The sequence below is a fragment of the Aggregicoccus sp. 17bor-14 genome (genome assembly GCF_009659535.1).
Lineage (GTDB): Bacteria > Myxococcota > Myxococcia > Myxococcales > Myxococcaceae > Aggregicoccus.
This window is the reverse complement of the sequence record NZ_VJZZ01000012.1, coordinates 1-20,003: the sequence shown is the minus strand read 5'-3', so window position 1 is coordinate 20,003 and position 20,003 is coordinate 1. Positions and strand designations below refer to the sequence as shown.

The following is a 20,003-nucleotide window of genomic DNA, read 5'->3' as shown; positions in this document are numbered from 1 at the left end:
CGGCGTGTGTGCAGCGGGCCGCACGCGGCGCGCGCCCTCCGGAAGCCTGTGGGGGAAGCCTGGGCCCCAAAAAAACAGGTGCCCGCGCCCCTCCCCAGAGGCGCGGGCACCCGTGGGCACAGCCTTGCGGCGCGCCCGAGAGCCGTCCGTCGGCACCCCCATGCCTCGGTCAGCTCCACATCTGCATCCGGGCGCTTGCGGCACCCCCGCGCCGCGCGCGCCCGGCCCTGCTTCCCCTACAGCTCCCCCCTACAGCCTTCCTCCGCCGCCGTCGCTCGCACGCGGGCGCCAGGGCGGCGCAGAGTGATCAAACGAGGACGATCAGACCAGCACGATGCGCTTCTGGATGGCGCAGGCCAGGTCGTTGCTGGACAGGATGCGGGCCGCGCCGCGCACCTCGTTGCCCGCCGCCTCGAAGGCCGCCGCCACCAGGTCACCGAGCGTGAGGCGCACGGGCTTGGCTGCGGGCGCCGCGCGGCGCGCCTGCACCTTGGGCATCACCCGCCGACCCTGCCGCTTCACCGCCACCGCCTGCCCGTTCCGAGTCGCCTTCGCCATGGTGTGTGCTCCTTCGTTTTCGAGGTCGTCTTGCCGAAGCTCTGGCCGCCGCCTGCTGCCCTGCGGCTCACGCGGGGGGACATAGCAGCCGGCGTGCCGATCGCCGGGACGCACCGAACCCATCGGATTCACTGGGTTTTGGTAGCAGGCAGGCGATCGCGGGCCCCCGCACCCTGACATTTTTTCAGGGTGGGCTGCCTGGCGGGCTTTCAGGGTGTGCGACGCCTACATCCCGGCCGGAGGAGAAGCGCGGCGCGCGCATGGCCAGCCGCGTTAAGGTCGCCGCCGCTCGCCTTCCGGAGCACAGTTCCCCCTACCGGAGCAGCAATTGGAGCAGCGAACGCACATGGCTCTCGAGCTTGCCCCCCTCCTCGGCGCGGCGCGCGATGAAGCGCCCGTCAGCACCATGGCCCGCGGTCTCGTCGGCAGCGAGATCCTGAAAATCGCCGGAGAGATCCGCGAGCTGGTGGCCCAGGGCAAAGAGGTGTGCAACCTCACGGTGGGCGACTTCAGCCCCAAGGAGTTCCCCATCCCGGCGCAGCTGGGGCAGCAGATCGCCCAGGCGCTGCAGGCGGGCGAGACGAACTACCCGCCCAGCGACGGCGTGCTCGCGCTGCGCCAGAGCGTGCAGCGCTTCTACGCGCGCGCGCTCGGGCTGCAGTACCCGCTGGAGGGCGTGGTCATCGCGGGCGGCGCGCGGCCCATCATCTACGCCCTCTTCCGCGCGGTGCTGGACGCGGGCGACACCGTGGTGTTCCCGGTGCCCAGCTGGAACAACAACCACTACGCGCACATGCTCGGCGCGAAGAGCGTGGTGGTGCCCACCGACCCCGAGCACGGCTTCATGCCCACGCTGAAGCAGCTCGCGCCGCACCTGCCCACCGCGCGCCTGCTCTGCCTGTGCAGCCCGCTCAACCCCACCGGCACGATGATCTCCGCGGAGGGCCTGAAGGAGATCAGCGAGGCCGTGGTGGCGGAGAACCGCGCGCGCGCGAAGGACGGGCGGCGCCCGCTCATCGTCATGTACGACCAGATCTACTGGGTGCTCGCGTTCGGGCGCGCGAAGCACGTGACGCCCATCGAGCTGGTGCCGGAGATGGCCCCGTACACCGTCTTCGTGGACGGCATCTCCAAGGCCTTCGCGGCCACGGGCGTGCGCGTGGGCTGGGGCATCGGGCCGCCCGCGCTCATCAGCCGCATGCGCGACATCCTCGGCCACGTGGGCGCCTGGGCGCCCAAGGCCGAGCAGGTCGCCGTGGCGCGCTACCTGGACGACGAGAAGGCCACCGCGGAGTTCCTCCAGGCGATGCGCCAGCAGGTGGACGCGCGGCTCGAGGCGCTCTACCAGGGCTTCGACGCCATGCGCGCGCGCGGCCTGCCGGTGCGCGCCATCGCGCCGCAAGGGGCCATCTACCTCTCGGTGCAGTTCGACCTGGTGGGCAAGCCCGGCCTGCCCACCAACGACGCCGTGCGCAAGCTGCTGCTGGAGAAGGCGCGCTTCGCCGTGGTGCCCTTCCAGGCCTTCGGGCTGAAGGACGAGTCGGGCTGGTTCCGCCTCTCGGTGGGCGCCGCGTCGCTCCAGGAGATCCAGGACGCGCTGCCCCGCGTGCAGGCGGCGCTCGAGGGCGCGCTGGGCACGTAGGTCCCCGCAGCCCGCTTCAGCTCCCCAGCAGTGGCCCGGCCACCGGCAGCCCCACCACGAAGGTGCTGCCCTGGCCGGGCGTGCTCGTCGCGTGGATCTCCCCGCCCAGCTGCCGCACCAGCAGCGCGGTGGTGTAGAGGCCGAGCCCCGTGCCGCGCGCGCCTTCCTTGGTGGTGAAGAAGGGCTGGAAGAGGCGCGCGAGCGTGGCCGGGTCCATGCCCTCGCCGTTGTCCTCCACGCGCACCTGCAGCCAGCGGCTCACGGCGCCGTCCGTGGCCCCGGAGTCCGGGGCGCCCGGGCGCAGCGCGAGCTCGGTGGTGACGGTGATGCGCCCCTCGCCCGCGATGGCGTCGCGCGCGTTGCTCACCAGGTTGAGCACGATCTGCTCGAGCTCGCTCGCGTCCGCCACCACGCTCACGCCCGGCGCGCCGTAGCGGCCCACCACGTCGATGCCGCCGCGGGCGAGCGCGCGCAGCAGCGGCTCGAGCCTGCGCAGCGCCTCGTCCACCTCCAGCGGCGCGCGGCTGCCCTCCGGCCGCCCGAAGGACATCAGCCGGCGGGTGAGGCTCGCGGCCCGCTCCCCCGCCTCCGCCATGTCCTGGAGGATCTCCGCGTCCTCGCGCGGCAGCGCCACGCGGCGCTGCAGCACGGCGACGCTGTTCACCAGCACGGAGAGCAGGTTGTTGAGGTCGTGCGCGAGCCCCGCGGCGAGCTGCCCCAGCAGCTCCACGCGCTGCGCGCGGTGCAGGCGCTCGCCCAGCGCGACCTCGGTGGTCTCGTCGCGGCCGATCATCCCCACGTAGCGGATGGTCCCCGCGCTGTCCTTCACCGGGAAGCGGGTGACGAGCAGCTGGCGGTGCAGCGCGCCCTCGCCGAGCGACTCGAGGAAGGTGAGCGGCTGGCCGCGCTCGAGCACCCGCTGGTCGTGCGCCTCGACGAGCGCGGCGTCCGCCGGCGACAGCACCTCGCGCAGCTGGCGGCCCAGCAGCCTCTCGCGGGGGCGGCCCAGCAGCTCCTCCATCGACCGGTTGAGCATCAGGTAGTGGCCGCCCAGGTCCTTGAGCGCCAGGGCCGGCTCCGAGCTCTCGAAGAAGGCGCGCTGGATGGCGCCCTGCAGCGCGAGCTCGGCGAAGGCGCGCTGGTGCTGCTCGGTGAGCGCCGCGAGCAGGAGCGCCGTGAAGGCGACGAAGGCGAGGTAGGCCTGCAGCCCCACCACGGAGGCCTGGGGTCCCCCATCCTGCACCGCAAAGGGCCCCAGCCCCCGCGAGGTGCACCACGCCCCCACCGTGGCCACGCTGAGGATGGCGAGCGCCGTCCACTTGGGCCCGCTGCGCAGCGCGGCCCAGGCGAGCAGCGGGAACATCAGGTAGGGCAGCGCGAGGTACTCGAGCCAGCGCCCCAGCCCCCCGAAGCTCGCCGCGGACAGCACCAGGATGCACAGCTGGCACAGCAGCACCTCGAGGCGCCCGGCGGGCCACAGCGCGCGCGCCTCGCGCCAGCGCCCCCAGCCCTGCATCGCGAAGGGCGCGAAGAAGAGCATGCTCAGCGAGTTGCCGACGAAGAGCGGCCACCAGGACTGGAAGAAGGGCAGCCCCAGGCCGTACGCGAAGCCCAGCGCCGAGATCGGCGTGAGGGCGAGCGGCACGAGGAACACCACGCCGATGACGAACGCCGCCAGCTCGCGCAGGCTGCCGAGCGGAGTGCCCGCGCTGCGCTGCCGCTGCAGCAGCCAGGCCCCCGCGAGCGCCTGCACCGCCCCCATGGCCGCGCCTCCCACCGTGGAGCCGCCGGCCAGGTTACCGCGCACCAGGTAGATGGTGACCACCTGCGCCGTCGCGGCCGTGAGCGCAATCCACGGCCGCTCGCTGCGGGGCCTGCGCGAGAGCAACCCGCACAGCAGGCCGTTGATGGGCCAGTAGGCCCAGGGGCCTTGCGGAGGCCCGAGGTGGATGTAGCGCGCGAGCAGGTAGGAGGCGGCGGCGAGCGCGGCCGCGCCCACGGCCCAGAACGCGCCGCCCGGGCCCGCGCGCTCGGGTGGCGGGGCGTCCGCAGGGGCCCGGGGGCTGTAGTCCTCCATCATGGCTCCTCGGCGGGCTGGGCGTGCGCGATGTGCAGGCACACGCTGGAGCGCCGCCGCTTCCCTGGCAAGCCCCCTGACGCGAGCGGGCATCCCGCGCACGCCCGGCCCCCCGTGGGCATTGCCCCGCGAGGCAAGGGTTCTGCTTTCTCGCGGAAGGCCCCGAGACAGACGCGATGCGCACAGCAGGGACACACGCCCTCTGGGAAGCACAGGTGTCCACTCGGCAGCGTCGACGTGGCCGCGCCAGGCCATTCGCCGCTGCGGGCGGGGACTACCGCGACGAGGCCACCCGCGGTGTCACTTCACGCGCGTTGCCTCCTGCACGAGGCGTTGGCTTGCCCTTGGGAGCGTCAGGACCGGAAGGGTGACGGAGCGCTGCGGCCCTTCGCGGTGGGGCGCTGCCGGTGCGCCGCGCTCAGGGGTGACACGCTGGGGTCCACGCCTTCGCGTGGAGCGAAACGTCGGTTCTACGCGCGAGCCCTCCGGCTCGAGGTCGCACTTCACTCTGCGTGCGTGCCCCCTCGGGAGCGGCGGCGCGCGTCGCGCAAAAACGTAAAATAGGATTTTACCTTTTTGCATCACGCGACGGTTCGCGCCCGAGAGGGGCGTCTCCTTTCGGGACAGCCGTCCCGCGCGTCGTGGACGGCTTCACCCAGCTGGAAAAGCCCCGTTCCCTCCCGGCCTCTCCTTCTCGAGGCCGTGCCCCTCGCGCCACTCTCGCGCCTCCGCGCAGTGCTTCTACGGGTGGTGGCGCAGGCAAGCGGCTCGCGCCGCAACACCGCGACGGACCTCGAGCGGCTCAGCGGCGCAGCAGCGCGGGCAGGTGCGCCTCGCGCCAGCGCAGCGCCGCGTCGCGCAGGGCGAAGCGCGCGTCCTGCGCCGCCAGCTCGGGCGGGTGCGTGCCCGGGGGCGCGCCCGTGTGGGCGTGCAGCATGGCGTGGAAGACGAAGTACTCCACCACGAAGGCCGGCACGTCCGGCGCATCGAGCGCGGGGTGCACGCGCAGCTCGCCGGCGCGCGCGTCGTAGGTGGCGAGCTGGATGCTCTTGCGCCGCCGCCGCGGGGCGCGCCGCGCCCAGCCCACCTTCGCGCTCACCTGCCCCGCGAAGTGCTGCACGTTGAGGGTGCGAAAGAGCGCCCCGAGGTCGAAGCAGCGCCCGCGCGTGCGCAGCCGCGGGCCCGTGGGCCCCCGCTCCGCGCGCACCTGCCGGCGGTGCGTGCGCACGTAGGCCTCGAGCGCCGCGCGCGCCTCGGTGCGCCCCTGCCCCGCGTACTCCGCGAGCGCCCGCACCACGGGCCCGGGCGCATCCACGAACAGGTGGTGCACCCGCAGCCGCAGCTCCTCGCCGCTGCGCGCGAAGCTGACCAGGGACGTGCGGTTGTCGGTGAGCGTGAGGTGCACCGGCACGCCCACGTGGGCCGAGAGCGCGTGGGCGAGCGCCGCCGCGGGCTCGTGGAGCCGCTCGCGCGGGGGCGGGGCTCCCTCGTCCGGGCGCGGCGCGAACAGGGGCAGCTGCAGCGCCTTCGCGCGCCGCGCGGAAGCTCCCGTGCCCTGCCCGCTGCTCGACTGCCCCACGCGGCTCCCTCCTCCCCTCAAGCTAAGCGCGCCCCCGCCCTCTTCCTACCCCCCTGCGCGCCGCACTGTTCACGCGTCCGGCAGGAAGAAGAGCTCCTCCACGCGCGCGCCCAGCGCCCGCGCGAGCCTCAGCGCCAGCACGGTGGAGGGGACGAAGTGGCCGTTCTCCACCGTGTTGATGGTCTTGCGCGTCACCCCCACGCGCTCGGCGAGCTGCTCCTGGGTGAGCCCGAGCCGGGCGCGGTGCACCTTGAGCGCGTTGTCCAGGCGCTCGGCGCTCATGCCCGCTCGAAGTGCAGGAAGGCCGCGGTGCTCCCCGCCACGCCCACCAGCAGCGTCACCTGCGCCACCAGCGCGCCGGGCAGCGCCCAGAAGCTGCCGGCCGCGAGGAAGAGCGTCTGCACCGCGAGCATCGCGAAGAAGCCCACCGTCCAGGCCTGCCGACGCGCGTGGCGCGTGCGCTCGTCGTTGAGGGCCTCGCGCAGCGCAGGGTCCGCGCGCACCTGCCGCAGCCAGCGCTGCTGCTGCACCATGCCCACGCACCAGTAGAGCCACGCGGGCAGCGAGACGAGCACCGCCGCGTGCCGCCAGGTGCCCGCGTGGCCGCTCAGCGCGAGCACCTTCGCCACCACGTCCAGCCCCTGCCACAGCACGATCGCCACCAGGAGCCCCCACAGCGTGCGCCTGCGGCTCGCATCCAGCGTCTCCACCACGCGTCCCACGGACATGTGACCTCCCCTGGCGGTGTAACCTTTACGTTACCTGATGTAACGCGCAGGTTACACGCCGTCAAGGGGGGCTCAGGCGCAGAAGTGGGCGATGGCGCGCTCGAGCACCGCCTCGCAGGTGATCAGCTCCTCCACCGGCACGAACTCGCCCGTCTGGTGCGCCACCCGGATGTCCCCGGGGCCGAAGACCACGGCCTCCGCCCCTAGCGCCGTGAGCTGGGGGGCCTCGGTGCCGAAGGGCACCGTCACCGCGCTGCGGCCGCTCTCGCGCTCCAGGTAGCGCACGACCTCGGCGTCCGCGGCGGTGTCCACGCCGCGGTCCATGCGCAGCACGCGCACGCTGGCGTCGTACGCAGGCTCCTCCGCCACCAGCTCCTGGCGGATGCGCTCGAGCATCTGCGCCACGCGCTCCACCGGCTGGCGCGGGATGGGGCGCCACTCCACGGTGAAGCGGCAGGCGCCGGGGATGACGTTCTTCGCCTTGCCGCCCTGGATGAGCCCCACGTTCACCGTGGTGAAGGGGGGCGCGAAGGCCGGGTCCTGCTCCTCGCGCAGCGCGCCCAGCACCAGCGCCTCGAGCCGCTGCAGGAAGCGCCCGGCGCGGAAGATGGCCGAGGCGCCCGTCTCCGGGTACGCGCTGTGCCCCTCCTTGCCGCGCACCTCCACCTCCGCGAGGCAGTAGCCCTTGTTCGCGCGCACGGGGGTGAGCTGCGTGGGCTCGCCCACGATGGCGTGGCGCGCGCGGCCCAGCCCCGCGTCCACGAGGCGCTTCGCCCCCACGCACCCCACCTCCTCGTCCGACGTGAGCACCACCATCAGCGGCGCGCGCGAGCGCACCCGCTCCACCGCGTGCAGCGCGCAGGCGATGAAGGCCTTGGTGTCGCAGGCGCCGCGCCCGTAGAGCTTGCCGTCGCGCAAGGTCAGCTTCAGCGCCTCGGCCCACGCGGGATCGAAGGGCACGCAGTCCGTGTGGCCCACGAGCGCGAGCTGGGCGCGCTCGCCCTCGCCCCTCAGGGCCACCAGGTTCACCTTCTCCACGCCCGCGTCGTCCCGGTACACCTGGCGCTCGAGCGCGAAGCCCGCGCGCGCGAGCCGCTCGGACGCGTACGCGACCAGGGGCGCGTTGGGGCGCGAGGACGTGGTGTCCAGCGCCACCAGCTCGGCGAGGGTGGCCTGCAGCTCTGCGAGGGAAGCGCTCACGGGTACAGCCTCCTGGCCAGGCGCGCGAAGTCGCGCGCCGACTCCTCGGCGAGCCGGTGCACGCCGTCCTTCACCTTCAGCTCGCCGCCCACCGCCACCTCGCGCACCGCGCCCTTCTCCGCCCCCAGCACGATGCTCGCGAGCAGCGTGCCCGGCGTGGCGCCCGCGAGCGAGGGATGCGCGAGGTCCACGGTGAAGAAGTCCGCCGCGTGCCCCGGCACCAGCCGCCCGCTGCCCAGCCCGAGGCTGTGCGCGCCGTGCACGGTGGCCATCTCCAGCAGCCGCGCGGCGAGCCCCTCGGGGCGCCCGCCGCCCGGGTCCAGCACCGCCCTGCGCAGCCTCACGAGGCGCAGGTGGCCCTCGAGCTGGCGCGCCTCGTCCAGCAGGTCCACCGTGGCCTGGCTGTCCGAGCCGAAGCTGATGCGCGCCCCGGCCGCCACCAGCTTGTCCGCGGGCACCACGCCGTCGCCCAGGTTGCGCTCGGTGGAGGGGCACGCGCACACCGTGGTGCCGCTCTTGCCCAGGTCGCGCACCTCCCCGTCCGCCAGGTGCACCGCGTGCACCGCGGTGAAGTGCGGCCCGAGCATGCCCAGCTCCGCGAGCAGCTCCACCGGACGGCAGCCGTGCTCGGCGAGGCAGGCCTCGATCTCCTTGGGCTGCTCGGCCACGTGCATGTGCACCGGCCGGTCCTTCACCCGCGCGAGCGCCTGCAGCCAGTGCTTCGGCACCGCGCGCACGCTGTGCGGGGCGAGCCCCACGCGCACGCCCGGGTCCGTGCGGGTCGCGCTGCACAGCGCCGCGGTGCGCGCGAGGTAGGCGTCCACGTCCACGTCGATGAAGCGGCGCTGGCGCGGGTTGGGGGCCACCTGGTGGCCTGCGCGCGCGTACGCCACCTGCAGCAGCGCGATGCGCAAGCCCACCTCGCGCGCGGCGCGGATGACGTGCAGCGCGAGCGTGTGCGGCTCCGCGTAGGGCTGCCCGTCCGGCTGGTGGTGCACGTAGTGGAACTCGCCCACGCTGGTGATGCCGGCGAGCGCCATCTCGAGGAAGGCCTGCCGGCTCGCCACGTAGATGTCCTCGGGCGAGAGCGCCTCGGCGGCGCGGTACATCGCCTCGCGCCAGCTCCAGAAGTCGTCGACGCCCGGCGCCCCCGTGCTGCTGTTCGCCACGTACTCGGTGCGCCCGCGGATGAGGCGCTGGAAGGCGTGCGAGTGGCCGTTCACGAGGCCGGGCAGGAGCACCCGGCCCGGCAGCCGCACGCGCTCGGCGTCCTCGGGCAGATGCCCGTCCGGGAGGATGAGGCCATCCGGCCCCACGGCGAGCAGGGCGCCCGCGTAGAGGTGGCCGTCGCGAAAGACGTAGTCGGGCTCGTAGAGCGTGGCGCGCATGAGGGGGCTCGCGCGCGAGCCTAGTAGAGGCCCCTCCGGGTGTCAGGCATGGACTTGCGTGCGGCCCACGCCCCAGAGCCGGTCCTTGAGCGCGTCCTGGATCCACGCGAGGTGGCGCCGCTCGTCCTCGCGGTTGCGCAGGATGAGCCCGCGCACCTCGCCACTCCACTCGAAGCGCAGCGCGTACTCGTAGGCGCGGTTGGCGAACTCCTCGTTGCCCAGCATCGCGGCGAGCGCCGCGTGCGTGCCCATGAGGCTGCTGGCCGCGGTGGCCATCTTCATCGCCGCGCCCTTGAGGTCCGGCTTGAGCTGCACCGGCTCGCCGCCGAACTGCTGGATGAAGACGTTGAGGTCCTGCAGGTGGCGCAGGTGGTCGATGCGGAACTCGTTCAGCTTCTCGCGGATGAGCGGCTCCTCCACCCGGCTGATCGCCGCGTCGTAGGCCCCCACCGCGTCCGCATCCAGCTGCGCGAGGCTGCGCAGCTTCTGGATCTCGGGCTGCCTCTGCTCTTCGGACCGCTTGTCGGTGTCGTCCACGGCGCTGTCCTCCTCTTGGCGGCCCGGCAGGCGCGCGAGGGGGCGGCGCGCCGGGCTGCGTCAAGAAGGTGGGTCCGCCCCGCCCGGGGCCAAGCGGGGTGGGCCGGCGGCGCCGGGAGCCGGTCCGAAGGGCAGGCAGGAGGGCGGGCGCGCGCGGGAGGTGGGGGCGTGCCCACCTTCAGCGCATCCCCATGCCTCATTGGAGGAGCACCCCCGTGAAGAACGAAGACCTGACCACGACCATGGTCGAGGAGCAGACCAAGCGCATCCCCTCGATCGGCTTCCTCGCGCTCGCCATCGGCTCCATGGCGCTGAGCGCCGGGCTCTACCTCACGGGGCGCAAGAACCTGGCGGCCTTCGTGGGCCAGTGGGCGCCCACCATCCTCATCCTGGGCACCTACAACAAGATCACCAAGACCTTCTCCGCGCCCTATGACGAGTGGCAGCGCGCGCGCCACGGCGACCACGCGAGCGCGCTGAAGCAGCAGGGCGAGTCCGGCCGCTTCCAGCCCCACCTGAGCTAGGCCTCAGGCGTGCGCGGGCCGCGCGCCGCGCGGTTCCCCAGCCGCCTGCGCCTGCGGGCCGGCCGCGGCGCGCCGCCGGTCCGCGCGCAGGAAGCGGTAGTGCAGCCACGCGCCCAGCAGCGCCTGCAGCAGCAGGAGCCCGTTGGTCACCACGAACACCCAGTTGTGCACGAGCCAGCTGTAGAGCGTGAAGCCCACGCTCGCGGCGATCTGCCCGATGTAGAGCCACTTGGACACGCCCTCGCTCGTGCCCGAGCGCCACTGCTTGTAGACCTGCTTGCCGATGGTCAGCACGAGGACGAAGGAGCTGACCCACCCGAGCGCTTCCTGCATGCAACCTCCCGTGCCCAGCAGGATGCGCACGCGCGCCCGGGGCGCCCGTGGCAAGCCGCTTCGCACGCAGGGCAGCCAGGCAGGCGGCACGCGGCGCAGCGGTCGACGCGGTGCCCCGCACGGCCCAGCTTCCTCCCAGTCCCCTGCTTCCAACCCGGCTGCGTGAGGAGCGTGCGCGATGAAGGTCCGCGAAGTGATGACGCGCGAGGTGATCGGCATCGGCCCCGAGCGCACGCTCAGGGAGGCCGCCGAGCTGATGAAGGCGCTGAACGTGGGCCCCCTGCCGGTGGTGGAGCACGGGCGGCTGCGCGGCATGGTGACGGACCGGGACCTCGTGGTGCGCGGCATCGCCGAGGGGCTGGATCCGCAAGTGGCGCAGGTGGGCCAGGTGATGAGCGAGGGCGCCTTCACCTGCGGCCTCGAGGAGGACGTGGTGCAGGCAGCCGAGCAGATGCGCGAGCTCCAGGTGCGCCGGCTGCTCGTGGTGGACGAGCGCGGGCACCTGGTGGGCATCGTCGCGCTCGGCGACCTCGCGCTGGACGTGGAGGACGAGACGCTCGCCGGCCGCACGCTGGAGGCCATCTCCGAGCCCACCCCGAACGTGCAGTAGCCGCCGGGCCGGCAGCCATTTGCCAGCGCGCCCGGGCGTGCAGACGTTTGCCGGGTGAAGAAGACCACCTCGCGAAAGAAGAGCGCCGCCCGCAAGAGCACCGCCGCGCTCGAGACCTACCGGAAGAAGCGCGACTTCACCCTCACCTCCGAGCCCTCGCCCGAGGTGGAAGCGCCCCACGGCCGCGCAGGCGCCTTGCGCTTCATGATCCACAAGCACGACGCCACGGCGCTGCACTACGACGTTCGCCTGGAGATCGGCGGCGTGCTCGCGAGCTGGGCGGTGCCCAAGGGCCCCAGCCCGGACCCGAGCGTGAAGCGGCTCGCGGTGGAGACCGAGGACCACCCGCTCGCCTACGCCACCTTCGAGGGGCGCATCCCGGACGACGCCTACGGCGGCGGCGACTCCATCATCTGGGAGAGCGGCACCTACGAGACCGTGCCCCCGGGCCAGGAGGTGCAGATGCGGCGCGCCGGCCGGCTCACGGTGGAGCTGAACGGCCAGAAGCTGCGCGGGCGCTGGCACCTGGTGCGCACGCGGCCGCGCGGCGGCAAGGCGCAGTGGCTGATGTTCAAGGCGAAGGACGCGCACGCGCGCCCCGGCGTGGAGCTCACCGAGGAGCGGCCCGAGTCCGTGAAGAGCGGCCGCGTGCGCACCCGCGGGCCCGTGCGCAAGCGCGCGCTCGCCACCGGCAAGCACCCGCGCCCCGCCACGCTGCTGCAGCGCGTGTGGCCGCCCATGCTCGCGCGCCTCTCCACCCCGGCGGAGGCCTCCGAGGCGCCGCACGTGTTCGAGGTGAAGTACGACGGCTTCCGCGCGCTCGCGGCCCTGAGCGGCGGCAAGCTCGCGTTCCAGAGCCGCAACGCCGTGGACCTCGCCCCGCGCTTTCCCGCGCTCGCCGACGCGCTCTCGAAGCTGCGGGTGCGCGAGGCGGTGCTGGACGGGGAGATCGTGGCGCTGGACGCAAAGGGGCGCAGCCGCTTCCAGCTCCTGCAGAACGTGGACACGGGCGAGAACCTGGACCTGCGCTTCGTCGCCTTCGACCTGCTGTGGCTGGACGGCGAGGACCTGCGCGAGCGCCCGCTCGAGGAGCGGCGCGAGCTGCTCGAGAGCGTGCTGGGCACCGCGAAGCTGCCGCTGCAACTCTCCGAGCGGCTGGACCTGCCGCTTCCGCGCGCGCTGAGCGAGGCGCGCCGCCGCGGCTGGGAGGGGCTCATCGCCAAGCGCGTGGGCTCGCCGTACGCGGGCTCGCGCTCGCCGGACTGGCTCAAGCTCAAGGTCATCGCGGGGCAGGAGGTGGTGCTGCTGGGCTACCTGCCCATCACCAACGGCAAGCCGCAGATCGGCGCGCTCATCGTCGGCGTGCACGCGCAGGACGGCTTCCACGAGGTGGGGAAGATCGGCACCGGCTATACGGCCAAGACGCGCACCGAGCTCAAGCGCCTGCTGGACAAGGACCGCGTGAGGGCGCCCGTGGCGGTGGACGCGCGCGCCTGGAAGGACGCCGTCTGGGTGAAGCCGCGCTACGTGGCCAACGTGAACTACACCGAGTGGACGGAGGACGGGCGGCTGCGCCACCCGGTGTTCCAGGGCCTGCGCGACGACAAGCGCCCCGAGGACGTGGTGCGCGAGCGCGCCGCGCCGCGGGTGAAGGGCGCCGCGGCCCCGCGCGTCGCGGCCGCGCGCAGGACGGCAGCTCCGGCTCCGGCTCCCGCTGCGGACGACCAGGGCCACAAGCGCGTGCGCCGCCCGCTCGCCGCGCGCACCGCGAACAAGAAGGCCGCGCCGGGCCCGGACTCGGGCGACGACGCGGACCTGCTCACCCACCCCGAGCGCGTGCTCTACCCCGCGGATGGGCTGACGAAGGCGGACGTGTTCGCGCACTACGGGCGCGTGGCGCCGCTGCTGGTGCCCGTGCTGCGCGAGCGCCCCATCTCCGTGCAGCAGTGGCCCGCGGGCATCCGCGCCCCCGGCTTCTTCCGCCACCAGCTCAACGGCATGCCCGCGTGGCTGCCCACCTTCACCGTGCAGCACGAGGACAAGGTGCTCGAGCACGTGGACGTGCAGAGCGCGCGCGAGCTGCACTGGCTCGCGAACCAGTCCGCCCTGACGCTGCACATGTGGAGCAGCCACCGCCCCTCGCTGGACTCGCCGGACTGGGTGGCCTTCGACCTGGACCCGGGCAAGGGCGGCTGGGAGAGCGTGCTCGCGGTCGCCGCGCGCCTGCGCGAGCTGCTCGAGGTGCTCGAGCTCTCGAGTGTGCCCAAGACCTCGGGCAAGCGCGGCCTGCACGTGCTGGTGCCGCTGGCCCCGGGCGCGAGCTACGCCGAGACGCAGGCCTTCGCGAGCGCGGTGATGGAGCGGCTCGCGCGCGAGCTGCCCGAGCTGGCGACGACCGAGCGCTCCATCCAGAAGCGCGGCGGACGGCTGTACCTGGACGCGATGCAGAACGCGCGCGGCAAGACCATGGTGGCCCCCTACTCGCTGCGCGCGGTCGACGGCGCCCCCTTCTCCGCGCCGCTCGAGTGGCGCGAGGTGAACCGCCGCCTCGACCCGCAGCGCTTCAGGCTGAAGACGCTGCAGCGGCGGCTGGACGCCGTGGGTGACCTCTTCGCGCCCGCGCTGAAGAGCCGCCAGCGCCTGCCCGCGCTCGACGCGCTGCTCCAGCGCCGCTAGCGGGCGGGCAGGCGCGCGGCCGGGTTGTCCCGCGGGCGGAGGGCGGAAGCGCCGCCCGCACCCGCGGAGTTGCCCGCTTGATGGGACCCCGGTACACGCGCTGCCTCGCTGCCCTCGCGCTGCTGGTGGCGCTGGCGCCAGCCCCTGCGCTGGGCCCCCTGCCCGGAGGCCTTCCGCCGCACCTGCTCGTGGGCCTGCTCGAGCAGGGCGGGCGCCCCTGGAGCGCGCGCGCCCAGGTGCTCACCCGCGGCTGGGCGAGCGCAGGGCCCGGGCCGGACGGCACGCGCGCGCTGCAGCTGATGCGCGAGTCCCAGGCGCAAGGGCTCCTGCCGGTGCTCGCCTTCGCGCAGCTGCGCGGCGAGCCGGGCGGCGGCGACGCGGCCTTCTACGCGAAGACGCAGGTGGTGGCGACGATGCGCGACTACTTCGCGGACTTCCGGCTGCTGATGCAGCGCGCGCGCGAGTTCGGTCAGCCCGTCGTCGTCATCGTGGAGCCCAACGGCTTCGGCCTGCTGCAGGAGCAGACCGGCGCGGACCCGCAGGCCTTCGCCGCGGTGGGCTCGAGCGGCCTCCCCGAGCTCGCGCAGCTGCCGGACACCGTCGCCGCCTGGGGCCAGGCCTTCCTGCGCCTGCGCGAGGCGACCGGAGCTCGCAACGTGCTGCTCGCCCTCTCCGTGTCCTCGTGGGCGAGCGGCCAGGATCTGCTCTACGACGCCGAGGCCGCGAAGCGTCCGCTCGAGCCCGAGGTGGACGCGGTGGTGCGCTTCCTCTCGCCGCTGGGCCTACGCCCCACGGCCTCGGGCCAGAGCTACGCGCTGCTCGCGAGCGACCCGCTGGACCTGGACTCGGACTACTACCGCGTCGAGCGCAGGCAGAAGACCGGCTGGAGCCTGCGCGACGACGCGGACGAGCGCAGCCGCTCCTTCAACCGCTACGCGCGCTGGCTCGGGCTCGTGAGCCAGCGCAGCGGCAAGCGGTGGCTGCTGTGGCAGGTGCCGCTGGGCAGCGAGCCGGGCCGCGCCGCAGCGGGGCACGTGGAGTACTTCTTCGGCAGCGCAGGTGGGGCGCACCGCCGCCGCTTCGTCGACGCCGGCGTCGTCGCGCTGCTCTTTGGCCGCGCCTCCGGCACCCGGCACGAGGCAGAGCGCACCGACGCTGCACTCGCGGGCGCGCAACAACTCGAGAGCCGGGCGCACGACTTCCTCTCCGGCCCCGGGCTCGCCCTGGCGGGCCCCTTCGCTGCGCCCGAGCGTCCCGAGCCGGCGCCAGCCGTGGGCGGCAGCGGGCCCGCGGCGTCGGAGCCCTCGCGCGAGGCCAGCGCCGCACCGGAGGAGGCCTCGCGAGCGCCGCCGTCCCCTTCTGCACCCGCCGGTCCGGCGCCCGACGCGGGCACGTCCCGCTCGACGCCAGCGGGAGAGGAACCGGAGACCGCCGCTGCGCAGGAAGCGGGCTCCTCGAAGCAAGCGCCGGGGGCCGCACCCGAGAAGGGGAGCACTGCGGCAGCGCAGCGACCGGCGCCGTCGCCCGCGAAGAAGGGCGCTGCGTCCTCCCCCGCCGCCAGCAGCGGGTCCGCGCCTTCCCAGGACACGTCCCGTGCAACGGCCGATGCGCAGGCCGCAGGCCCCGCACAGAAGGCCACGGGCTCGACGCAGGGCGCTGCGTCCTCCGCGGCAGCGCCGCCCGCTCCGGCGAAGGCTGCCCCCGCACCCTCGTCACCGGCGGCAGCTCCAGCGGCGGCCGCGCAGCCCTCATCCGAAGTGGCGCAGGCGGCAGGTCGCGCCGCCCTTCCACCGGTTCAAGCGGGTCCTTCTCCGTCGCAGCCTTCACCCTCCGCGGCGCAGGGGACCGCACGTTCCGAGCCTGCGCAGTCGAGCGCGTCGACTTCGAAATCTCCATCCGCCGCGACTCAGTCGAGCGCGTCGACGTCGAAGCCCGCATCAGCCGCGACACAGCCGAGCGCGTCGACGTCGAGGCCCGCACCCGCTACGGCGCAGGCGAGCCCCTCCACGCCGCAGCCTGCATCCGCCGCTTCGCAGGGGACTGCTCGCACCGAGCCGACTCAGTCGAGCACCTCGGCGCCGCAGCCCTCTCCGGCCGTGGCGCAGGAGACCCGTCGCTCCGAGCCGTCTCCAACGCAGCCGAACGCATCGGCGTCGCAGCCGGCAGCCGCCGTGGCAACGGCGACTGGCCGCGCCGCCGCCCCACCCGCGCCTTCGAGCCCTTCCTCGAGCCCTTCGACGTCCGGGCCAGCGCCTGCCGTGACACAGGAAGCGGGCCGCGCCGCGCTTCCCCCGGCGGGAACGAGCCCGTCTGCGACCGGGGCGCAGGCCCCACGTGAGCAGCCGCCCGTTGCGAGCGCGCCGCCTGCGCTGGCGCGGGTCGAGTCCTTCCCGCCCCCGCCGGGCGCCGCGGCACCGGCGGACCTCGCGCGGCCGACTGCACCGCGCTTTCGCGCCGCCACCCGCGCCGTCCCGACACGCGTCGCGCCAGGGGCGCTGAGCACGCTGACCACCACGTTGCGCAACGACGGCGCGGCCGTGGAGGGCGTGGAGGTGCGCCTGGAGATCCTGAACGAGGCCGGGGCCCGGGTGGCGCAGCAGGCCTTTCGCGGGCAGCGCTTCCCCTCGGGGCAGGTGGCCGTCTTCACGTGGCCCTGGACGACGCCCGCGACGGGCGGCACCTACGCCGTGCGCGTGCGGGTCTCGGGGCCGAACGAGGTGCCCAGCTACCTGTGGCAGGAGCGCTCGGCGAGCGTGGGCGTGGGCACGGCCGCCGCCATCGCCGCCGCGCTTCCCGGCGCCACCGGCGCAGGCGCGGGGACGGGAGGCTCGGGCACCGCAGCCACTGCCGCAGCGCCGCTGGCGCCGGGCGACGATGCGCCCTACGGCTTCGAGTCGGGCACGCAGCGCTGGAGCAGTGCGGGCCCGGGCGCGGCCCGGCCCTTCCCCAGCGGGACCGAGGTCTACGCGGGAACGCGCTCGCTCGGGGTGAGCTTCAACGGCGCGCCGGGGACGACCAGCGTGCGCGTCGCGTCGCCTCCGGTGCGCGGAGGGCAGACGGTGACCTTCCACGTGTGGATCCCTCCGGCGAGCGGGCTCGACGCGGTGCAGGCCTACGTGCAGGAGGGGCCCGCCTCCCGCTGGCGCTACACGGGCACCTTCCGCCCGTTGCGCGACCTGCGGGTGGGCGCCTGGAACGCGCTGAGCGTGCAGGTGCCCGCGGGGGCAGCGGTGCCGCTGCTGGAGCTGGGCGTGGAGTTCCGCAGCCGCAATGGCGCGCACGGCACCGCCTACGTGGACTCGGTCCGGTGGTAGGCGCCCGCGGGTAGCCGCTTCACCGCCTGCCTGCCCGCCTGCACTCCCCTTGTGCGAGGGGGGAGCGCGCGCCAGCTTTTCGGGACAGCCCTGCACGAGGCCAGGCGAGGAGAGGACATGAACTGGGAAGGGGGACGTCGCAGCTCGAACGTAGAGGACCGCCGCGGGATGGGGCGGCCGCTCGCCTTCGGTGGAGGCGCGCTGGGTCTGCTGGGCCTGGTGCTGTCGCTGCTCCTCGGGGGAGACCCCTCGCAGGCCCCCTCGAGCGCGGGGCGCGACCAGGACCAGGGCTACGGCGGCTCGGGGCCGGCGGCGGGCACCACGGACCCGCGCGAGGACCGCGCCAAGGACTTCGTCTCGGTCATCCTCGCGGACACCGAGGACACCTGGCCCGCGCTGCTGCAGCCCATGGGCGTGCGCTACCGGCCGCCGCACCTGGTGCTGTTCAGCGACGCGGTGGAGAGCGCGTGCGGCTACGCGCAGGCGGCGGTGGGCCCCTTCTACTGCCCCGGTGATCAGCAGGTGTACCTGGACCTCTCCTTCTTCGACGAGCTCTCGCAGCGCTTCGGCGCCGAGGGCGACTTCGCGCAGGCCTACGTGGTGGCGCACGAGATCGGCCACCACGTGCAGAAGCTGCTGGGCCTGAGCGACCGGGTGCACCAGCTCCAGCAGCGCAGCAGCCGCACCGGCGCCAACGCGCTGAGCGTGCGCCTGGAGCTGCAGGCGGACTGCTTCGCGGGCGTGTGGGCGCACCACGCGAACAAGCAGCGCAAGCTGCTCGAGGCGGGCGACGTGGAGGAGGGCCTGCGCGCGGCGGCCGCCATCGGCGACGACACGCTGCAGAAGCGCGCGCAGGGCCGCGTGGTGCCCGAGTCGTTCACCCACGGCTCCAGCGCCCAGCGCGTCACCTGGTTCCGGCGCGGGCTGGAGACGGGCCAGGTGAAGGCCTGCGACACCTTCGACGACCAGGCGCAGGACGAGGCGCAGTAGCGCGGCTGTCCAGTCCTCGGCAGGCGCCCTCCACGGGCCCTGCGCAGGGGGAGCGGATCCGCTAGGCAGGAGCCCGGAGCAGTCCTCTGGCTCCTGCCTCGCATGACCGCCACCATCGACTTCCAGCAGCTCTTCGAGCACTCCCCCAACCCGTACATGCTGCTCGACCGCGAGCTGCGCTACGTGGCGGCGAACCGGGCCTACCTGCGGGTGACCGCGAGTCGGCTCGAGGAGCTGCTCGGCCGCAACATCCTGGACGCCTTCCCCAACGATCCCGCGGACCCCAACAACGCGAGCGCCACGATGCTGCGCGAGTCGCTGCACCGCGTGCTCGCGAGCGGGCAGGCGGACACGCTCGCGCTCATCCCCTACCGGGTGCCGAAGGAGACGCCCGGGGGCCCCGTGCTGGTGGAGCGCTTCTGGAGCGCCACGCACACCCCCATCCTGGATGCGCGCGGCGAGGTGGCCTTCCTCCTCCAGCACACGGTGGACGTGACCGAGCTGCAGCAGCTGAAGCAGGCCGCCGCGGCGCCGCTGGTGGAGGCCGGGGTGCTGCAGCGCGCGGCGCACGTGCAGGAGGCCAACCGCAGCCTGCACGCGGAGACGCAGCACCTGCGCCGGCTCTTCAAGCAGGCCCCCGGCTTCACCGCCTTCCTGCGCGGGCGCGAGCACGTGTTCGAGCTGGCCAACGACTCGTACTACCAGCTGGTGGGGCACCGGGACATCCTCGGCAAGCCGGTGCGCGAGGCGCTGCCGGAGGTGGCCGGCCAGGGCTACTTCGAGCTGCTGGACCAGGTGTTCACGAGCGGCGAGGCCTTCGTGGGGCACGACCTGCGCGTGCTGCTGCAGCGCGAGCCGGGCGCGCCGCTCGCCGAGCGCTTCCTCGACCTCGTCTACCAGCCCATCGTCGAGCCGGACGGCCGGGTCTCCGGCATCTTCGTGCAGGGCAACGACATCACCGCGCAGCGCCACGCGCAGGAGCAGATCCGCCACCTGAACGCGAGCCTCGAGGCGCGCGTGCAGGAGCGCACCGCCGAGCTGCAGCAGGCGAACCAGCGGCTGCAGGAGGTGGACCGCCTCAAGGGCGACTTCCTCGGCGGCGCCTCCTACCAGCTGAGCAGCCCGCTGCACGCCATCCTCGGGGCCACGGACGTGCTGGAGAGCACCAGCCCGAGCAAGGCGCAGCAGCCCTACCTGCGGCGCATCGCCGCGAACGCCGAGGTCCTGCTCGCCACGGTGAGCGGGCTGCTGGACATGTCGCGCCTGAGCACGCGGCGGCTGCAGCTGCGCAGAGACCCCGTGGACCTGCTCGCCCTGGTGCGCGAGGTGTGGGAGCAGCTGCGGCCGCTCGCCGAGCAGCAGGGACAGCGCGTGGTGCTGCAGCTGCCGGACACCCTGCCCGCGCTGCAGGAGGCGGACGAGGAGCGCCTGCACGCGGTGGTCATCACCCTGGTGCACGACGCCCTGCGCCTCACGCCTGCCGCGAGCCTCGTGCGCATCTCGGTGCTGAAGGCCCAGGGCCAGGTGCAGCTCGAGGTGCGCCATACCGGAAGCCCCCTGCCGCCCGAGACGCTGGAGCGCCTCTTCCAGCGCTTCACGCAGCTGCGCGGCACCTGGGTGGAGCTCTCGGTGGCGCGCGCGCTCGTAGAGGCGCACGGCGGCTCGCTCACGGCGCGCGCCGAGAGCGACGGCAACACCTTCACCCTCAGCCTCCCGCTGCGCGGCGCCTAAGCGCCCGGACACGGATGTTGTCCAGGGTAGCGCAGGCGTAGGTGGTGGCGGCGCAGTGCGCGCCGCACCGCCGCGAGCAGTTCGTCGAGGGTGCTGAAGCTGCGCTCGGGCAACTC

General features: G+C 74.0%; 16 protein-coding genes. 7 read left to right on the top strand and 9 right to left on the bottom strand.

Annotated elements, in window-relative coordinates; translation table 11 throughout:
- Window positions 1–321: 321 nt before the first annotated feature.
- Entirely contained in the window at window positions 322–558 is a 237-nt protein-coding gene (locus FGE12_RS21480) for a chaperonin (protein WP_153868422.1), read from the bottom strand.
- Between the two features lie 346 nt (window positions 559–904).
- Between FGE12_RS21480 and FGE12_RS21475 the strand changes: the two genes are divergently transcribed.
- The gene (locus FGE12_RS21475; RefSeq protein ID WP_153868421.1) at window positions 905–2,200 is read left to right on the top strand and encodes a pyridoxal phosphate-dependent aminotransferase; all 1,296 of its coding nucleotides are present in this window, start codon (window positions 905–907) and stop codon (window positions 2,198–2,200) included.
- Window positions 2,201–2,216: 16 nt separating this feature from the next.
- Here the strand turns inward: FGE12_RS21475 and FGE12_RS21470 are convergent, their stop codons facing one another.
- The 7 genes from FGE12_RS21470 to FGE12_RS21440 all read right to left on the bottom strand — a co-directional run bounded on the left by FGE12_RS21470 (window position 2,217) and on the right by FGE12_RS21440 (window position 9,709).
- The gene (locus FGE12_RS21470; RefSeq protein WP_194798143.1) at window positions 2,217–4,280 is read right to left on the bottom strand and encodes an ATP-binding protein; all 2,064 of its coding nucleotides are present in this window, start codon (window positions 4,278–4,280) and stop codon (window positions 2,217–2,219) included.
- 799 nt (window positions 4,281–5,079) lie between these two features.
- Complete coding sequence (locus tag FGE12_RS21465) at window positions 5,080–5,856, bottom strand: hypothetical protein (RefSeq protein WP_153868419.1); 777 nt, start codon at window positions 5,854–5,856, stop codon at window positions 5,080–5,082.
- Window positions 5,857–5,925: 69 nt separating this feature from the next.
- A complete protein-coding gene (locus FGE12_RS21460) occupies window positions 5,926–6,138 on the bottom strand; it encodes a helix-turn-helix transcriptional regulator (RefSeq protein ID WP_153868418.1) in 213 nt (70 codons plus the stop codon).
- A complete protein-coding gene (locus tag FGE12_RS21455) occupies window positions 6,135–6,584 on the bottom strand; it encodes a hypothetical protein (protein WP_153868417.1) in 450 nt (149 codons plus the stop codon). The genes FGE12_RS21460 and FGE12_RS21455 overlap by 4 nt, the downstream gene beginning before the upstream one ends.
- Before the next feature lie 72 nt (window positions 6,585–6,656).
- Window positions 6,657–7,784: an acetylornithine deacetylase gene (argE, locus tag FGE12_RS21450; protein ID WP_194798142.1), complete on the bottom strand. Its 1,128-nt coding sequence runs from the start codon at window positions 7,782–7,784 to the stop codon at window positions 6,657–6,659.
- Entirely contained in the window at window positions 7,781–9,172 is a 1,392-nt protein-coding gene (locus FGE12_RS21445; protein ID WP_153868416.1) for a formimidoylglutamate deiminase, read from the bottom strand. The genes argE and FGE12_RS21445 overlap by 4 nt, the downstream gene beginning before the upstream one ends.
- A 42-nt stretch (window positions 9,173–9,214) precedes the next feature.
- Window positions 9,215–9,709: a ferritin-like domain-containing protein gene (locus FGE12_RS21440; RefSeq protein WP_194798141.1), complete on the bottom strand. Its 495-nt coding sequence runs from the start codon at window positions 9,707–9,709 to the stop codon at window positions 9,215–9,217.
- A 215-nt stretch (window positions 9,710–9,924) separates the two neighbouring features.
- On the opposite strand from FGE12_RS21440, the gene FGE12_RS21435 reads away from it, so the two are divergent.
- The gene (locus FGE12_RS21435) at window positions 9,925–10,233 is read left to right on the top strand and encodes a hypothetical protein (RefSeq protein ID WP_370459097.1); all 309 of its coding nucleotides are present in this window, start codon (window positions 9,925–9,927) and stop codon (window positions 10,231–10,233) included.
- Between the two features lie 3 nt (window positions 10,234–10,236).
- Here the strand turns inward: FGE12_RS21435 and FGE12_RS21430 are convergent, their stop codons facing one another.
- Complete coding sequence (locus FGE12_RS21430) at window positions 10,237–10,566, bottom strand: hypothetical protein (protein WP_153868413.1); 330 nt, start codon at window positions 10,564–10,566, stop codon at window positions 10,237–10,239.
- Window positions 10,567–10,744: 178 nt separating this feature from the next.
- Here FGE12_RS21430 and FGE12_RS21425 point away from each other — a divergent pair, with 178 nt between their 5' ends.
- The 5 genes from FGE12_RS21425 (at window position 10,745) to FGE12_RS21405 (ending at window position 19,887) form a co-directional block, all read left to right on the top strand.
- Window positions 10,745–11,176 (top strand): CBS domain-containing protein, encoded by a 432-nt coding sequence (locus tag FGE12_RS21425; protein ID WP_153868412.1) that lies wholly within the window; start codon window positions 10,745–10,747, stop codon window positions 11,174–11,176.
- A gap of 54 nt (window positions 11,177–11,230) precedes the next feature.
- Entirely contained in the window at window positions 11,231–13,852 is a 2,622-nt protein-coding gene (ligD, locus tag FGE12_RS21420) for a DNA ligase D (RefSeq protein ID WP_194798140.1), read from the top strand.
- An 80-nt stretch (window positions 13,853–13,932) separates the two neighbouring features.
- On the top strand, window positions 13,933–17,166 hold the full coding sequence (locus tag FGE12_RS21415) for a hypothetical protein (RefSeq protein ID WP_153868411.1): 3,234 nt from the start codon (window positions 13,933–13,935) through the stop codon (window positions 17,164–17,166).
- Window positions 17,167–17,334: 168 nt separating this feature from the next.
- Window positions 17,335–18,156, top strand: coding sequence for a neutral zinc metallopeptidase (locus FGE12_RS21410; protein ID WP_370459095.1), 822 nt, complete (start codon window positions 17,335–17,337; stop codon window positions 18,154–18,156).
- 102 nt (window positions 18,157–18,258) lie between these two features.
- Window positions 18,259–19,887 carry a PAS domain-containing protein gene (locus FGE12_RS21405; RefSeq protein WP_153868409.1) on the top strand — a complete coding sequence of 543 codons (1,629 nt, stop codon included), beginning with the start codon at window positions 18,259–18,261 and terminating at the stop codon, window positions 19,885–19,887.
- The last annotated feature ends 116 nt before the right edge of the window (window positions 19,888–20,003 follow it).

Coding starts and splice junctions, on each gene's coding strand:
- FGE12_RS21410 (WP_370459095.1), top strand. CDS start 17,335: ATGGGGCGGCCGCTCGCCTTCGGTGGAGGCGCGCTGGGTCTGCTGGGC.
- FGE12_RS21415 (WP_153868411.1), top strand. CDS start 13,933: ATGGGACCCCGGTACACGCGCTGCCTCGCTGCCCTCGCGCTGCTGGTG.
- FGE12_RS21475 (WP_153868421.1), top strand. CDS start 905: ATGGCTCTCGAGCTTGCCCCCCTCCTCGGCGCGGCGCGCGATGAAGCG.
- FGE12_RS21455 (WP_153868417.1), bottom strand. CDS start 6,584: ATGTCCGTGGGACGCGTGGTGGAGACGCTGGATGCGAGCCGCAGGCGC.
- FGE12_RS21460 (WP_153868418.1), bottom strand. CDS start 6,138: ATGAGCGCCGAGCGCCTGGACAACGCGCTCAAGGTGCACCGCGCCCGG.
- FGE12_RS21480 (WP_153868422.1), bottom strand. CDS start 558: ATGGCGAAGGCGACTCGGAACGGGCAGGCGGTGGCGGTGAAGCGGCAG.
- FGE12_RS21430 (WP_153868413.1), bottom strand. CDS start 10,566: ATGCAGGAAGCGCTCGGGTGGGTCAGCTCCTTCGTCCTCGTGCTGACC.
- FGE12_RS21445 (WP_153868416.1), bottom strand. CDS start 9,172: ATGCGCGCCACGCTCTACGAGCCCGACTACGTCTTTCGCGACGGCCAC.
- FGE12_RS21425 (WP_153868412.1), top strand. CDS start 10,745: ATGAAGGTCCGCGAAGTGATGACGCGCGAGGTGATCGGCATCGGCCCC.
- FGE12_RS21470 (WP_194798143.1), bottom strand. CDS start 4,280: ATGATGGAGGACTACAGCCCCCGGGCCCCTGCGGACGCCCCGCCACCC.
- FGE12_RS21405 (WP_153868409.1), top strand. CDS start 18,259: ATGACCGCCACCATCGACTTCCAGCAGCTCTTCGAGCACTCCCCCAAC.